This is a genomic window from Streptococcus sp. 714, assembly GCF_013277115.1.
In the GTDB taxonomy this organism is placed as follows: domain Bacteria; phylum Bacillota; class Bacilli; order Lactobacillales; family Streptococcaceae; genus Streptococcus.
Genome location: NZ_VMMH01000014.1, coordinates 1 through 16,083, shown reverse-complemented (window position 1 = coordinate 16,083; position 16,083 = coordinate 1). Strand labels below are relative to the sequence as shown.

At 39.2% G+C, this 16,083-nt stretch carries 14 protein-coding genes, 1 tRNA gene and 1 rRNA gene; 15 read left to right on the top strand and 1 reads right to left on the bottom strand.

What is annotated here, in order from left to right; genetic code table 11:
• Positions 1-86: 86 nt before the first annotated feature.
• From HT718_RS05750 to gap, 8 genes are all read left to right on the top strand, one after another.
• Positions 87-1,760 carry a transcription antiterminator gene (locus tag HT718_RS05750; protein ID WP_173267814.1) on the top strand — a complete coding sequence of 558 codons (1,674 nt, stop codon included), beginning with the start codon at positions 87-89 and terminating at the stop codon, positions 1,758-1,760.
• Between the two features lie 111 nt (positions 1,761-1,871).
• Positions 1,872-2,963: an L-ascorbate 6-phosphate lactonase gene (gene ulaG / locus HT718_RS05745; protein WP_001134226.1), complete on the top strand. Its 1,092-nt coding sequence runs from the start codon at positions 1,872-1,874 to the stop codon at positions 2,961-2,963.
• Between the two features lie 113 nt (positions 2,964-3,076).
• The gene (gene tkt / locus HT718_RS05740; protein ID WP_173267811.1) at positions 3,077-5,053 is read left to right on the top strand and encodes a transketolase; all 1,977 of its coding nucleotides are present in this window, start codon (positions 3,077-3,079) and stop codon (positions 5,051-5,053) included.
• Between the two features lie 117 nt (positions 5,054-5,170).
• Positions 5,171-5,470 carry a preprotein translocase subunit YajC gene (gene yajC, locus HT718_RS05735; protein ID WP_173267809.1) on the top strand — a complete coding sequence of 100 codons (300 nt, stop codon included), beginning with the start codon at positions 5,171-5,173 and terminating at the stop codon, positions 5,468-5,470.
• A 46-nt stretch (positions 5,471-5,516) separates the two neighbouring features.
• Positions 5,517-5,960, top strand: coding sequence for a low molecular weight protein-tyrosine-phosphatase (locus HT718_RS05730; RefSeq protein ID WP_173267807.1), 444 nt, complete (start codon positions 5,517-5,519; stop codon positions 5,958-5,960).
• A complete protein-coding gene (locus HT718_RS05725; protein WP_173267805.1) occupies positions 5,947-6,357 on the top strand; it encodes an MORN repeat-containing protein in 411 nt (136 codons plus the stop codon). The genes HT718_RS05730 and HT718_RS05725 overlap by 14 nt, the downstream gene beginning before the upstream one ends.
• A 298-nt stretch (positions 6,358-6,655) precedes the next feature.
• Entirely contained in the window at positions 6,656-9,307 is a 2,652-nt protein-coding gene (gene adhE / locus HT718_RS05720) for a bifunctional acetaldehyde-CoA/alcohol dehydrogenase (protein ID WP_173267803.1), read from the top strand.
• 318 nt (positions 9,308-9,625) lie between these two features.
• Positions 9,626-10,633, top strand: coding sequence for a type I glyceraldehyde-3-phosphate dehydrogenase (gene gap / locus HT718_RS05715; RefSeq protein WP_000260685.1), 1,008 nt, complete (start codon positions 9,626-9,628; stop codon positions 10,631-10,633).
• A gap of 68 nt (positions 10,634-10,701) precedes the next feature.
• Here the strand turns inward: gap and HT718_RS05710 are convergent, their stop codons facing one another.
• On the bottom strand, positions 10,702-11,577 hold the full coding sequence (locus HT718_RS05710) for an RluA family pseudouridine synthase (RefSeq protein WP_345890261.1): 876 nt from the start codon (positions 11,575-11,577) through the stop codon (positions 10,702-10,704).
• An 86-nt stretch (positions 11,578-11,663) separates the two neighbouring features.
• Here HT718_RS05710 and pbp2a point away from each other — a divergent pair, with 86 nt between their 5' ends.
• The 7 genes from pbp2a to HT718_RS05675 all read left to right on the top strand — a co-directional run.
• On the top strand, positions 11,664-13,859 hold the full coding sequence (gene pbp2a / locus HT718_RS05705) for a penicillin-binding protein PBP2A (protein ID WP_173267801.1): 2,196 nt from the start codon (positions 11,664-11,666) through the stop codon (positions 13,857-13,859).
• Positions 13,860-13,911: 52 nt separating this feature from the next.
• Entirely contained in the window at positions 13,912-14,064 is a 153-nt protein-coding gene (rpmG, locus tag HT718_RS05700; protein ID WP_001809375.1) for a 50S ribosomal protein L33, read from the top strand.
• 9 nt (positions 14,065-14,073) lie between these two features.
• Positions 14,074-14,250, top strand: a complete 177-nt coding sequence (secE, locus tag HT718_RS05695) for a preprotein translocase subunit SecE (RefSeq protein WP_001210991.1) — start codon at positions 14,074-14,076, stop codon at positions 14,248-14,250.
• A gap of 54 nt (positions 14,251-14,304) precedes the next feature.
• Positions 14,305-14,841, top strand: coding sequence for a transcription termination/antitermination protein NusG (gene nusG, locus HT718_RS05690; RefSeq protein ID WP_000376739.1), 537 nt, complete (start codon positions 14,305-14,307; stop codon positions 14,839-14,841).
• Between the two features lie 120 nt (positions 14,842-14,961).
• Positions 14,962-15,441: a sigma-70 family RNA polymerase sigma factor gene (locus HT718_RS05685; protein WP_173267799.1), complete on the top strand. Its 480-nt coding sequence runs from the start codon at positions 14,962-14,964 to the stop codon at positions 15,439-15,441.
• Positions 15,442-15,543: 102 nt separating this feature from the next.
• Positions 15,544-15,615 (top strand) — tRNA-Glu (locus HT718_RS05680).
• 243 nt (positions 15,616-15,858) lie between these two features.
• Positions 15,859-16,083 (top strand): 16S ribosomal RNA (locus tag HT718_RS05675); the annotation flags it as partial.

Here is a 16,083-nt window from a genome sequence, read left to right as displayed (position 1 = left end):
ACTGTTGATAATTGAAATGCGTTAGTGAATGTGATACTATTATAAAGTTGTTTTCAAGGCAGTTGATTGATAGAGGAGTATGAAATATGGTACTGGATAAGGCAAGTTGTGATTTACTTCAATATTTGATGGATCAAGAAACGTCCAAAACGATTATGGCGATTTCGAAAGATTTGAAAGAGTCAAGAAGGAAAATTTATTATCACATTGACAAAATCAATGCTGCTTTGGGTGACGAGACGCTTCACATCATTAGTATTCCACGAATTGGTATTCACTTAACGGAAGAGCAGAGAGATGCTTGTTGTGAACTATTATCAGAAGTAGATTCGTACGATTATATCATGAGTGCGCATGAACGTATGATGATAATGTTACTATGGATAGGTATTTCTAAAGAACGTATTACGATTGAAAAATTGATGGAGTTAACAGAGGTATCTAGGAATACTGTTCTCAATGATTTGAATAGTATTCGTTATCAACTAACTTTGGAACAATATCAGGTGACCTTGCAAGTGAGCAAGTCACAGGGATACCACCTTCATGCCCACCCTCTTAATAAAATTCAGTATCTTCAATCGCTTCTATATCATATTTTTATGGAAGAGAATGCCACTTTTGTATCTATTTTAGAAGATAAGATGAAAGAGAGGTTAGATGATGAGAGTTTGCTTTCTGTTGAAATGAACCAATTTTTTAAGGAACAGGTTCCTTTAGTTGAACAAGATTTAGGGAAGAAAATAAACCATCATGAAGTAACTTTTATGTTGCAGGTTCTACCTTATTTGCTGTTAAGCTGTCATAATGTTGAACAGTATCAAGAAAGACATCAGGATATAGAGAAAGAATTTTCTTTGATAAGAAAAAGAATAGAGTATCAGGTGTCTAAGAAATTAGGAGAACGGTTGTTTCAAAAGTTTGAAATTTCTTTGTCAGAACTTGAAGTTTCTCTTGTAGCTGTTCTTCTCCTCTCCTATCGTAAAGATTTGGATATTCATGCAGAAAGTGATGATTTCCGGCAATTGAAACTTGCTTTAGAGGAATTTATCTGGTATTTTGAATCACAAATCCGAATGGAGATTGAAAACAAGGATGATTTGTTAAGAAATTTGATGATCCACTGTAAAGCCTTGTTATTTAGAAAGACTTACGGTATTTTTTCTAAAAATCCTCTAACAAAACAAATTCGATCCAAGTATGGAGAATTATTTTTAGTCACTAGAAAATCTGCGGAAATTTTAGAAGGAGCATGGTTTATTCGGCTAACAGACGATGATATTGCCTATTTGACGATTCATATTGGAGGATTTTTAAAGTATACACCATCGTCTCAAAAAAATATGAAAAAAGTTTATCTCGTTTGTGATGAAGGTGTTGCGGTTTCGAGACTTTTGCTGAAACAATGCAAACTTTATTTTCCAAATGAGCAAATTGGCACTGTATTTACAACAGAACAATTTAAGAGTGTGGAAGATATTGCACAAGTTGATGTAGTGATTACAACTAATGATGATTTGGATAGCAGATTTCCGACTTTAAGGGTTAATCCTATCCTTGAAGCAGAAGATATTTTGAAAATGATAGACTATCTTAAACACAATATATTTCGTAATGAGAGCAAAAGTTTCAGTGAAAATCTTTCTAGTCTTATTTCGTCTTATATTGTAGACAGCAAGCTGGCTAGTAAGTTTCAAGAAGAGGTTCAAACACTTATAAATCAAGAAATAGTAGTTCAAGCTTTTTTGGAAGATATTTAAAGGACAGTCCAATGATGAACACAAACCTGTGTTTTTCTTGGTCTTTTTTAGTGTTTTGAAGGGTGGTATACTAATCTCAAAGATAACAATTATATCCAAAGGAGGCAACATATGCCAAACGTCAAAGAAATTACAAGAGAGTCATGGATTTTAGCTACTTTCCCAGAGTGGGGAACATGGTTGAACGAAGAAATCGAAGAAGAAGTCGTACCTGAAGGCAACTTTGCCATGTGGTGGCTAGGCAACTGTGGTACTTGGATTAAGACACCAGGTGGTGCTAACGTTGTCATGGACCTTTGGTCAAACCGTGGAAAATCAACGAAAAAAGTGAAAGATATGGTTCGTGGGCACCAAATGGCAAATATGGCAGGTGTTCGTAAGTTGCAACCAAACTTGCGTGTTCAGCCAATGGTTATCGATCCATTTGCTATCAACGAACTAGACTATTACTTAGTTTCACACTTCCACAGTGATCATATCGACCCATACACAGCTGCAGCAATTCTCAACAATCCTAAGTTAGAGCATGTTAAGTTTATCGGTCCTTACCACTGTGGAAGAATCTGGGAAGGATGGGGTGTTCCAAAAGAACGTATCATCGTTGTTAAACCAGGTGACACTATCGAATTAAAAGATATGAAGATTCATGCAGTAGAATCATTTGACCGTACTTGCTTGGTAACTCTCCCAGTGAACGGTGCTGACGAGACAGGTGGTGAACTTGCTGGCTTAGCTGTTACAGATGAAGAAATGGCTCAAAAGGCTGTTAACTATATCTTTGAAACACCAGGTGGAACCATCTATCATGGTGCAGATTCTCACTTCTCAAACTATTTTGCAAAACATGGTAAAGACTTTAAAATTGATGTTGCTTTGAATAACTATGGTGAAAATCCGGTAGGTATCCAAGATAAAATGACATCTATCGACCTTCTTCGTATGGCAGAAAATCTGCGTACCAAAGTCATTATCCCAGTTCACTATGATATCTGGTCTAACTTCATGGCTTCTACTAATGAGATTCTAGAACTTTGGAAAATGAGAAAAGATCGCTTGCAATACGATTTCCATCCATTTATCTGGGAAGTCGGCGGTAAGTACACTTATCCTCAAGATCAACACTTAGTAGAATACCATCATCCACGTGGTTTTGATGATTGTTTTGAACAAGACTCTAACATTCAATTTAAAGCTTTGCTATAATATAAAAATATTCTTTGGAGGTTATCCGTATGTTGCATGATACGGATAATTTTCATATAATAGTAAAATAGAATGTGTGATTCAATAATCACCTCAAATAGAAAGGAAATTCTATGTCAAATCTATCTGTTAATGCAATTCGTTTCCTAGGTATTGATGCCATTAATAAAGCCAACTCAGGTCACCCAGGTGTGGTTATGGGAGCGGCTCCGATGGCTTACAGCCTCTTTACAAAACAACTTCGTATCAATCCAGCTCAACCAAACTGGATTAACCGTGACCGCTTTATTCTTTCAGCTGGTCATGGTTCAATGCTCCTTTATGCCCTTCTTCATCTTTCTGGTTTTGAAGATGTCAGCATGGATGAGATTAAGAGCTTCCGTCAATGGGGTTCAAAAACACCTGGTCACCCAGAATTTGGCCATACAGCAGGGATTGATGCTACCACAGGTCCTCTAGGTCAAGGGATTTCAACTGCCACTGGTTTTGCCCAAGCAGAACGTTTCTTGGCAGCCAAATATAACCGCGAAGGCTACAATATCTTTGACCACTATACTTATGTTATCTGTGGAGACGGAGACTTGATGGAAGGTGTCTCAAGTGAGGCGGCTTCATACGCAGGCTTGCAAAAACTAGATAAGTTGGTTGTCCTTTATGATTCAAATGACATTAACTTGGATGGTGAGACAAAGGATTCCTTTACAGAAAGTGTTCGTGACCGTTACAATGCCTATGGTTGGCATACTGCCTTGGTTGAAGACGGAACAGACTTGGAAGCAATCCATGCAGCTATCGAAACAGCAAAAGCTTCAGGCAAACCATCTTTGATTGAAGTGAAGACTGTTATTGGATACGGTTCTCCAAATAAACAAGGAACTAATGCCGTACACGGTGCTCCTCTTGGAGCAGATGAAACTGCAGCAACTCGCCAAGCACTTGATTGGGACTATGAACCATTTGAAATCCCAGAACAAGTTTATGCTGATTTCAAAGAACATGTTGCAGACCGTGGTGCATCAGCTTATGAAGCTTGGACAAAATTAGTTGCTGATTATAAAGAGGCTCACCCAGAATTGGCTGCAGAAGTAGAAGCCATTATTGATGGACGTGATCCAGTTGAAGTGACTCCAGCAGACTTCCCAGCATTAGAAAATGGCTTCTCTCAAGCAACACGTAATTCAAGCCAAGATGCCTTAAACGTTGTAGCTGCTAAATTGCCAACTTTCTTGGGTGGATCAGCTGATCTAGCTCACTCAAACATGACTTACATCAAAACGGATGGGCTTCAAGACGATGCTAATCGCTTGAACCGTAACATTCAGTTTGGTGTTCGTGAATTTGCAATGGGAACGATCTTGAACGGGATGGCCCTTCATGGTGGACTTCGTGTATACGGTGGAACTTTCTTCGTCTTCTCTGACTATGTGAAGGCAGCTGTCCGCTTGTCAGCCTTACAAGGACTTCCTGTGACTTATGTCTTTACCCACGATTCAATCGCAGTTGGAGAAGACGGTCCAACGCATGAACCGGTGGAACATTTGGCAGGTCTTCGTGCTATGCCAAATCTGAATGTTTTCCGTCCAGCAGATGCGCGTGAAACGCAAGCAGCTTGGTACCTTGCAGTGACAAGTGAGAAAACACCAACTGCCCTTGTCTTGACACGTCAAAACTTGACTGTTGAAGAAGGGACAGACTTCGACAAGGTTGCTAAAGGTGCTTATGTTGTATATGAAAATGCAGCAGACTTTGATACAATCTTGATTGCGACAGGTTCAGAGGTCAATCTTGCTGTCTCAGCTGCCAAAGAATTGGCTAGTCAAGGCGCAAAAGTCCGCGTAGTCAGCATGCCATCTACAGATGTCTTTGATAAACAAGATGCAGCATACAAGGAAGAAATTCTTCCAAATGCAGTTCGCCGTCGTGTTGCAGTCGAAATGGGTGCAACTCAAAACTGGTACAAATATGTTGGTCTCGATGGTGCTGTTCTCGGTATTGATACCTTCGGAGCCTCTGCCCCAGCACCAAAAGTATTGGCAGAATATGGCTTTACTGTCGAAAATCTTGTAAAAGTCGTTCAAAACTTGAAATAATTCTAAAAATCAGGGCGTAAGCTCTGGTTTTTTCTTACTAGAAAAGCAAGGTACAATCTTGTAAAAGTAGCTGAAATTTGATATAGTAGTCCTATGTGAAAGACAAAGGAGAATATAATGGAATCACAATATACATTTTTAATCATTCTTGTGGCTATGGTGGGCTTGATGTTCTTTACGCAACGCTCTCAAAAGAAACAAGCACAAAAGCGTATGGAAAGCTTGAATAAATTACAAAAAGGCTATGAAGTTATTACAATCGGTGGGCTTTATGGAACAGTCGATGAAGTAGATACAGAAAAGAAAACAATTGTTCTTGATGTCGATGGAGTTTACTTGACTTTTGAACTAGCTGCTATCAAGACAGTATTACCTCTGAAAGAAACAGCTTCACTCGAAGGTACAATTAAAAAATAAGACGGGATCACGAACTCCCGTTTTTCTATAAAAGAAAGGAAATGGGATGAAAAAATTAGTCTTTGTCTGTCTGGGGAATATTTGCCGCAGCCCTATGGCCGAGTTTGTTATGAAATCAATGACAGATAATTACGAAATCCAAAGTCGAGCGACTTCCTCTTGGGAACATGGCAATCCGATTCATAAGGGAACTCAGGGAGTTTTTCAACAGTATGAGATTCCTTATGACAAGAATAAGACATCGCTTCAGATTAGTAAGGAAGATTTTGAAGCCTTTGATTATATTGTCGGAATGGACGCTTCAAATGTTTCTGACTTACGTCAGATGTGTCCAGCAGATTGTCAAGATAAGATTTACTCATTTGCATCTGAAAGTGTTCCAGATCCTTGGTATACAGGTGATTTTGAGGAAACTTATCAGCGTGTTCAAGAGGGTTGTCAAGCTTGGTTAGAACGTTTAGAAAAGGAGAGTGAAGATGGAAAATCTTAGGAATTTTTACGAAAAGTATCGTGTCTATCTGACTCGTCCACGTTTAGAGCTTTTGGCAGTAGTTGCTATTGTTTTCTGTGCTGTACTCGTCTTTTTTCTAAATATTCCCGGAAAAGGTGTTCTAAAGCTTGATAATGGAACGATTGTTTACGATGGCACTCTTGTCCGTGGTAAAATGAATGGACAAGGTACCATTACTTTCCAAAATGGAGACCAATATACAGGTGGCTTCAATAATGGAGCCTTTAACGGAAAAGGTACCTTTCAATCTAAAGAAGGCTGGACCTACGAAGGTGATTTTGTAAATGGTCAGGCTGAAGGAAAAGGAAAACTAACAACAGAACAAGAAGTCGTTTATGAAGGGACTTTTAAACAAGGCGTTTTTCAACAAAAATAAGGCCTCCTTATCAAAGGAGGTATTGTTAGAATGTTTAAGTAAGCGCTTACCCGAAAATCCCTTTCTTTACAAGTCCCTCTTCCAAGAAAGCTTGTGAAATAAAAAATATTTGAAATAAATTTCACAAACTCTAAAGAAAAAACGTGACAAGTAAAGAGAATGAGAAAATATTCACAAGGATTTAAAAATTCTTTGTGAAATGTTTATGAAACTGTTTACAAAACATAAAAAAAGAGTTATAATAAACTTGTGAAAAAATTAACAAAGGATAAAATCCTTAAAGGCTATGGAGGATAATATGGCTGATAAAAAAACAGTAACACCTGAGGAAAAACAACTTGCTGCTGAAAAGCATGTCGATGGTCTCGTGAAAAAAGCCTTGGTTGCGCTTGACGAGATGCGCAAGTTGAACCAAGAACAAGTTGACTATATTGTAGCAAAAGCTTCGGTTGCAGCACTTGACGCGCATGGTATACTGGCACAACATGCAGTTGAAGAAACTGGTCGTGGGGTATTTGAAGATAAGGCAACGAAAAATCTATTTGCCTGTGAACACGTAGTGAACAATATGCGTGGAGTTAAAACAGTTGGAGTTATCGAAGATGATCCAATTACAGGGTTGACGAAGATTGCTGAACCTGTTGGTGTAATTTGTGGTGTCACTCCAACAACCAACCCAACTTCAACAGCTATTTTCAAATCATTGATTGCTTTGAAAACACGTAATCCAATCGTGTTTGCTTTCCACCCATCAGCTCAAGAATCATCAGCCCACGCAGCACAGATCGTTCGTGATGCCGCTATCGCAGCTGGAGCGCCTGAAAACTGTGTTCAATGGATTACAGAGCCATCTATGGAAGCAACTGGAGCGCTTATGAACCACGAAGGTGTTGCTACTATCCTTGCAACGGGTGGTAATGCCATGGTTAAAGCGGCATATTCATGTGGTAAACCAGCTCTTGGGGTAGGTGCCGGAAACGTTCCTGCCTATGTAGAAAAATCTGCTGACCTTCGTCAAGCTGCTCATGACATCGTTATGTCTAAATCATTTGATAATGGGATGGTCTGTGCATCAGAGCAAGCAGTTATCATTGATAAAGAAGTGTACGACGACTTTGTAGAAGAATTCAAATCATACCACACTTACTTTGTAAACAAAAAAGAAAAAGCACTTCTTGAAGAATTCTGTTTTGGAGTGAAAGCAAACAGTAAAAACTGTGCTGGTGCTAAACTAAATGCAAACATTGTTGGTAAACCAGCAGCATGGATTGCAGAACAAGCAGGATTCAGTGTTCCAGAAGGAACAAACATCTTGGCTGCAGAATGTGAGGAAGTAGGACCAAAAGAACCACTGACTCGTGAAAAATTGTCACCAGTAATCGCTGTATTGAAAGCTGAAGATACAGAAGATGGTCTTACAAAAGCTCGTCAAATGGTTGAGTTTAACGGACTTGGTCACTCAGCAGCTATCCATACAAAAGACGAAGAGCTTGCTAAACGCTTTGGTACAGAAATCAAAGCTATGCGTATTATCTGGAACTCTCCATCTACTTTCGGTGGTATCGGTGACGTTTACAATGCCTTCATCCCATCATTGACACTTGGATGTGGTTCATACGGACGCAATTCAGTTGGTGATAACGTGAGTGCTATTAACCTCCTAAACATCAAGAAAGTAGGGAAACGTAGAAATAATATGCAATGGTTTAAAGTTCCTTCAAAAATTTACTTCGAACGCAATTCTATCCAATACCTTCAAACATGTGAAGATATTGAACGCGTTATGATCGTTACGGACAAATCAATCGAAAAACTCGGTTTCGTTCAACGTGTTATCGACCAATTGAACGCACGTAGCAACCGTGTAACTGTCCAAGTCTTCTCAGATGTTGAACCAGATCCAGATATCACAACTGTAGAACGTGGTACTGAGGTTATGAGAGCATTTGAACCAGATACAATTATCGCTCTGGGTGGTGGTTCACCAATGGATGCGGCTAAAGTTATGTGGCTCTTCTACGAACAACCAGAAGTCGACTTCCGTGACTTGGTTCAAAAATTCATGGATATCCGTAAACGTGCCTTCCGCTTCCCATCACTTGGTAAGAAAGCGAAGTACATCGGTATCCCGACAACTTCTGGTACAGGTTCAGAAGTAACACCATTTGCTGTTATCTCTGATAAGAAAAACAACCGTAAATATCCATTGGCTGACTACTCATTGACACCAACTATTGCGATTGTTGACCCTGCTTTGGTTGAATCAGTTCCAGATTTCATTACTGCTGACACAGGTATGGATGTCTTGACTCATGCGACTGAAGCCTACACTTCAAACTTCGCTAACGACTACACAGATGGTATCGCCCTTCAATCAATCAAACTTGTCTTTGAATGGTTGGAAAAATCTGTTAAAACTGCTGATTCAGAAGCACGTGAAAAAATGCATAATGCTTCTACAATGGCAGGTATGGCCTTTGCTAATGCCTTCCTTGGTATGAGCCACTCAATGGCCCACAAGATCGGTGCGGTTCACCATACTGTCCATGGACGTACAAACGCAATCTTGCTTCCATACGTTATCCGTTACAATGGAACTCGTCCATCTAAGACTACTACTTGGCCTAAATACAACTACTGGAAGGCTGATGAGAAATTCCAAGACATCGCGAAAATGCTTGGCTTACCTCACTCAACTCCAGAAGAAGCAGTTGAAGAATATGCTAAAGCTGTTTACGAACTTGGTGTTGCAGTAGGTATCAAGATGAACTTCAAGGATCAAGGAATTGATGAAAAAGCTTGGAAAGACAGCTTGCATGAAATTGCCTTGCTTGCTTATGAAGATCAATGTTCACCTGCTAACCCACGCTTGCCAATGGTAGCTGACATGGAAGAAATTATGGCAGATGCTTACTATGGCTACAAAGAAAGACCAGGACGCCGTAAATAATTGTTATCAGCCTAGAGGCAGGAATTTCCTGTCTCTTTTTTGTAAAATTGGAAGATTGAAAAAAATTTTTAGCTTTTCTATTTTCACTTTTCATTTTAAAAGGAAACCGGTAAATGACTAGGTAGACAAAGAAAGACAGTAGTATAGGCTTTCAAAGGAGAAAGAAAAATAAGTGGGGTATAGACAAAAAACAACGCCCGTACTTGCAATTCAACTCAAATAGTTATATAATAGATTTGTTGAAAGGTGATTTGTAGTGATTCAAGTTACTCTTTTCACAATAAAAATTTCATGATTTTCATAAGGAGGAAATCACTAATGGTAGTTAAAGTTGGTATTAACGGTTTCGGACGTATCGGTCGTCTTGCTTTCCGTCGTATCCAAAACGTAGAAGGTGTTGAAGTTACTCGTATCAACGACCTTACAGATCCAGTTATGCTTGCACACTTGTTGAAATACGACACAACTCAAGGTCGTTTCGACGGTACTGTTGAAGTTAAAGAAGGTGGATTCGAAGTTAACGGTAAATTCGTTAAAGTTTCTGCTGAACGTGATCCAGAACAAATCGACTGGGCTACTGACGGTGTAGAAATCGTTCTTGAAGCTACTGGTTTCTTTGCTAAGAAAGAAGCAGCTGAAAAACACCTTAAAGGTGGAGCTAAAAAAGTTGTTATCACTGCTCCTGGTGGAAACGACGTTAAAACAGTTGTATTCAACACTAACCACGACGTTCTTGACGGTACTGAAACAGTTATCTCAGGTGCTTCATGTACTACAAACTGCTTGGCTCCAATGGCTAAAGCTCTTCAAGACAACTTTGGTGTTGTTGAAGGATTGATGACTACTATCCACGCTTACACTGGTGACCAAATGATTCTTGACGGACCACACCGTGGTGGTGACCTTCGCCGTGCTCGCGCTGGTGCTGCAAACATCGTTCCTAACTCAACTGGTGCTGCAAAAGCTATCGGTCTTGTAATCCCAGAATTGAACGGTAAACTTGACGGATCTGCACAACGCGTTCCAACTCCAACTGGATCAGTTACTGAATTGGTAGCAGTTCTTGAAAAGAACGTTACTGTTGATGAAGTGAACGCAGCTATGAAAGCAGCTTCAAACGAATCATACGGTTACACAGAAGATCCAATCGTATCTTCAGATATCGTAGGTATGTCTTACGGTTCATTGTTTGACGCAACTCAAACTAAAGTTCTTGACGTTGACGGTAAACAATTGGTTAAAGTTGTATCATGGTACGACAACGAAATGTCATACACTGCACAACTTGTTCGTACTCTTGAATACTTCGCAAAAATCGCTAAATAATTCTTGAGTCGATAAAAAGCAAGGCCTATTGGTCTTGCTTTTCTTATATGGAAAAATGGATGACACAATCATCCATTCTTTTTTAATTCTTTTTCAAAAGTATCTGAAAAGGCATTGAAGCTTAATCTCTCTAATGTAAGTGGATGGGTAAAGGAAAGTCGAAAGGCATGAAGCATAAGCCGACTTGATTTTGATTTGCTATTATAGAGAGGGTCGCCTAAAATAGGAAAATTATGATGCGAAAGGTGCACACGGATTTGATGTGTTCGACCTGTCTTTAGCTTGCAACGAACCAAGGAAGTTTTGTTTGGGAATTGCTTTAATCTGCTTACATGCGTTTCGGCATGTTGGCCATTTTTTGTATCAACTACTCGTTTTCTGCGATCATGGCGATCACGTCCGATTTTGTCTTTGAAAACAAGTTCTTTGCTGTTGATATGTCCGTCGACCTGTGCCCAATATTCCCTAGAAATCTCTTTTTTCTCCAATAAGCGATTGAGAATAGGTAGGATAAAAGGATTTTTGGCAAAGAGAATTAAGCCACTGGTTTCCATGTCCAGACGATGAACGACATAGCAGGTTTGGCCGACATAGGCACTGACATGGTTAAGAAGGGCGATTTCGTTTGGCTGATTACCATGCGTTTTCATCCCCTGGGGTTTGTTTACAATAATCAAGTGTTGATCTTGATAAACTTCCTGAATGAGGTTTGGGTTGCCCCAAGGAATTTCTTTTTCGGGATAATCTTCCTCGTCAAAAGTCAATTGGCAAACATCTCCAGGATTCACCGTCTCGTTCCAATGAACTTCTCGCTGATTAATCAAAATGTGTTTCTTGATTCTCAAAAAATGACGGATTTTTCTAGGGATGAGGAGTTGTTCCTCAAGTAATTGCTTTACCGTCATTTGAGGTAGAGAGTCTGGCAATGTAAATGTGAATTTCATACAGATATTGTAACAAAAAAAGCCCTATTTGGATAGGAAATAGCTAAATTCTTGTCTTCCTATGATGAAGATGATAAAATAAACGCATGAAATTAGATAAATTATTCGAGAAATTTCTTTCTCTTTTTAAAAAAGAAACAAGTGAATCAGAGGATTCTGGATCTACTAGCTTGCGTCGTTCTCGCAGTGATCGAAAAAAATTAGCCCAAGTGGGTCCGATTCGAAAATTCTGGCGTCGCTATCATCTAACAAAGATTGTCCTTATACTAGGTTTGAGTGCAGGCTTGCTAGTTGGAACCTATTTGTTTGCTGTAGCCAAGTCAACCAATGTCAATGATTTGCAAAATGCCTTGAAAACTCGGACTATCATTTTTGACCGTGAAGAAAAGGAGGCTGGTGCCTTGTCTGGTCAAAAGGGAACCTATGTTGAATTGACTGATATCAGTAAAAATTTGCAGAATGCCGTTATTGCGACAGAAGACCGCTCTTTTTATAAAAATGACGGGATTAATTATGGTCGTTTCTTCTTGGCTATTGTAACTGCTGGACGTTCGGGTGGTGGTTCTACTATTACCCAACAGCTAGCTAAAAACGCCTATTTGTCGCAGGATCAAACTGTTGAGAGAAAAGCGAAAGAATTTTTCCTGGCCTTAGAATTAACCAAAAAATATAGTAAGGATCAAATTTTAACCATGTACCTTAACAACGCCTATTTTGGAAATGGTGTGTGGGGTGTAGAAGATGCGAGTAAGAAATACTTTGGAGTTTCTGCATCAGAAGTGAGTCTGGATCAAGCTGCGACTCTGGCAGGGATGCTCAAAGGGCCGGAACTGTATAATCCTTTGAATTCCGTACAAGATTCGACTAATCGTCGCGACACTGTCTTGCAAAATATGGTTGCAGCAGGATATATTGATAAAAACCAAGAAATCGAAGCTGCAGAAGTTGATATGAATTCGCAATTGCACGATAAGTATGAAGGGAAAATTTCAGATTACCGCTACCCTTCTTATTTTGACGCGGTGGTTAATGAAGCTGTTTCTAAGTATAATCTAACAGAGGAAGAAATCGTAAATAATGGCTACCGCATTTATACAGAGTTGGATCAAAACTACCAAGCAAATATGCAGGTTGTCTATGAAAATACAGCGCTATTTCCGAGGGAAGAGGATGGAACATTTGCTCAATCAGGAAGTGTCGCTCTCGAACCGAAAACAGGAGGAGTTCGTGGAGTTGTCGGTCAAGTTGCTGACAATGATAAAACTGGATTCCGGAATTTCAACTATGCAACTCAATCAAAACGTAGCCCTGGCTCTACAATTAAGCCTTTAGTTGTTTATACGCCAGCAGTTGAGGCAGGTTGGGCTTTGAACAAGCAGTTGGATAACCATACCATGAAGTATGACAACTATAAGGTAGATAACTATGCAGGAATCAAAAAGAGTCGAGAAGTTCCCATGTATCAAGCCTTGGCAGAATCGCTTAATCTACCTGCTGTTGCTACTGTTAATGATTTAGGTGTTGACAAGGCTTTTGAGGCAGGAGAAAAATTTGGACTCAACATGGAAAAGGTCGACCGTGTTCTTGGTGTCGCTTTGGGAAGCGGTGTCGAAACCAATCCTCTTCAAATGGCTCAAGCATATGCTGCCTTTGCCAATGAAGGTTTAATGCCGGAAGCTCATTTTATTAGTAGAATTGAAAATGCTAGTGGTCAGGTTATTGCGAGTCATAAAAATTCACAAAAACGAGTGATTGAGAAGTCTGTAGCTGATAAGATGACCAGTATGATGTTGGGGACATTCACCAACGGCACCGGTATTAGTTCATCGCCTGCAGATTATGTCATGGCAGGGAAAACTGGTACAACCGAAGCTGTTTTTAATCCTGAATACACAAGTGACCAGTGGGTAATTGGCTATACTCCGGATGTAGTGATTAGTCACTGGCTTGGTTTCCCGACCACTGATGAAAATCACTATCTAGCAGGATCTACTTCAAATGGTGCAGCTCATGTCTTTAGAAACATTGCCAATACCATTTTACCTTATACGCCAGGAAGTACCTTTACAGTTGAAAATGCATATAAGAAAAACGGAATTGCACCAGCTAACACAAAAAGACAAGTACAAACCAATGATAATATCCAGACAGATGATAATTTGTCTGATATTCGAGGACGTGCGCAAAGTCTAGTAGATGAGGCTAGTCGGGCTATCTCGGATGCTAAGATTAAGGAAAAGGCTCAAACAATATGGGATTCGGTAGTCAATCTATTTCGCTAAGATGCTTGTCAAAGCCTAGCTTTCTTGTTATAATAGATAAGATGGAGGCGTTATGGCACTAAAAAAAGCAAGCCTAGCTTGTGCGGTTTGTGGTTCGAGAAACTATTCAATCAAGATTAGTGGAAACCCCAAGCCTACACGACTAGAAGTAAATAAATTTTGTAAGCATTGTGGCAAGTACACTACACACAGAGAAACGAGATAGGAGAGAGCGATGCGTTTTATTGGAGATATTTTTAGACTTCTTAAAGACACAACATGGCCAACTCGCAAGGAAAGCTGGAGAGATTTTCGTTCTATCATGGAATACACAGCTTTCTTTGTAGTAATTATTTACATTTTTGACCAGTTGATTGTTTCAGGTTTGATTCGATTTATTAACATTTTTTAGAAGGCTAGTGGAGCTAATTACACTAGAAATCTTCTATTTATGAAAGGAAATATCATGGATAGTTTTGATAAAGGATGGTTTGTTTTACAAACTTATTCTGGTTATGAAAATAAGGTAAAAGAAAATCTATTACAACGTGCACAAACCTACAATATGTTGGATAATATTCTACGTGTTGAAATTCCAACACAAACAGTGCAAGTTGAAAAAAATGGAAAGAGAAAAGAAGTAGAAGAAAATCGCTTTCCAGGTTATGTTCTTGTAGAAATGGTCATGACAGATGAAGCTTGGTTTGTTGTTCGAAATACACCAAATGTTACAGGATTCGTCGGATCTCACGGAAATAGATCAAAACCAACTCCATTATTGGAACAAGAAATTCGTGACATTTTGGTATCTATGGGACAAACTGTTCAAGAATTTGATTTCGATGTTGAGGTTGGTCAAACTGTACGTATTATTGATGGAGCTTTTGCAGATTATACCGGTAAGATTACGGAGATTGATAACAATAAAGTGAAGATGATTATCTCTATGTTTGGTAATGACACAGTTGCAGAAGTAAACCTAAACCAAATCGCAGAATTATAACCCTGAGAGAGGCTTGTCCTCTCTTTTTTGTGCAGTTGAGGAGCTAAATGGCGCAGAATAGAGGAAATAAACCCAACTAGCTTCTTTATTTGTTAGACTGTATCTAGAAAGGGGAACGTTATGTTTAAAGAATTGTATAAAGAAGTCCAGGGAATTGTATATAAGAGTAGAAATGAATATTACCTTCATTTATGGGAGCTATCGGATTGGGAGCAAGAGGGGATGATTTGCTTACATGAATTGATTAGTAAAGAAGAAGGATTAGTAGAAGATATTCCTCGTTTAAGGAAATATTTCAAAACCAAGTTTCGGAATCGGATTCTAGACTATATCCGTAAACAAGAAAGTCAAAAACGAAGATATGATAAAGAGCTTTATGAAGAAGTGGGTGAGCTAAGTCATCGTATAAGTGAGGGAGGTCTCTGGTTAGATGACTATTATCTCTTTCATGAAACACTGAGAGATTATAGAAGTAAACAAAATAAGGAGCAACAAGAAGAGTTAGAACGCGTCTTAAGAGATGAACGCTTCCGAGGGCGTCAAAGAGTGTTAAGAGACTTACGTATTGTGTTTAAAGAGTTTAATATTGGGCTGAAATAGTCAAATTAAAAAAAGTCGAAAAAAATTTAAAAAAAATTTAAAAAAGTAGTTGACAAAGTTTGAAAAGTCGGTATAATAGTAAGAGTTGAAAATAACAACTCCGGTCCGTTGGTCAAGGGGTTAAGACACCGCCTTTTCACGGCGGTAACACGGGTTCGAATCCCGTACGGACTATGGTATGTTGCGGTTGAAACACTTGATGAAAAAAAGTTTAAAAAAGTTTCAAAAAAAGTGTTGACAAGCGAAAGCGACTGTGATATACTAATATAGTTGTCACTTGAGAGAAGTGAGTGACAAAGACCTTTGAAAACTGAACAAGACGAACCAATGTGCAGGGCACTACAACTAAGGTTGTAGTACTGAACAATGAAAAAACAATAAATCTGTCAGTGACAGAAATGAGTGAGAACTCAAACTTTTAATGAGAGTTTGATCCTGGCTCAGGACGAACGCTGGCGGCGTGCCTAATACATGCAAGTAGAACGCTGAAGGAGGAGCTTGCTCTTCTGGATGAGTTGCGAACGGGTGAGTAACGCGTAGGTAACCTGCCTGGTAGCGGGGGATAACTATTGGAAACGATAGCTAATACCGCATAAGAGTAGATGTTGCATGACATTTGCTTAAAAGGTGCAATTGCATCAC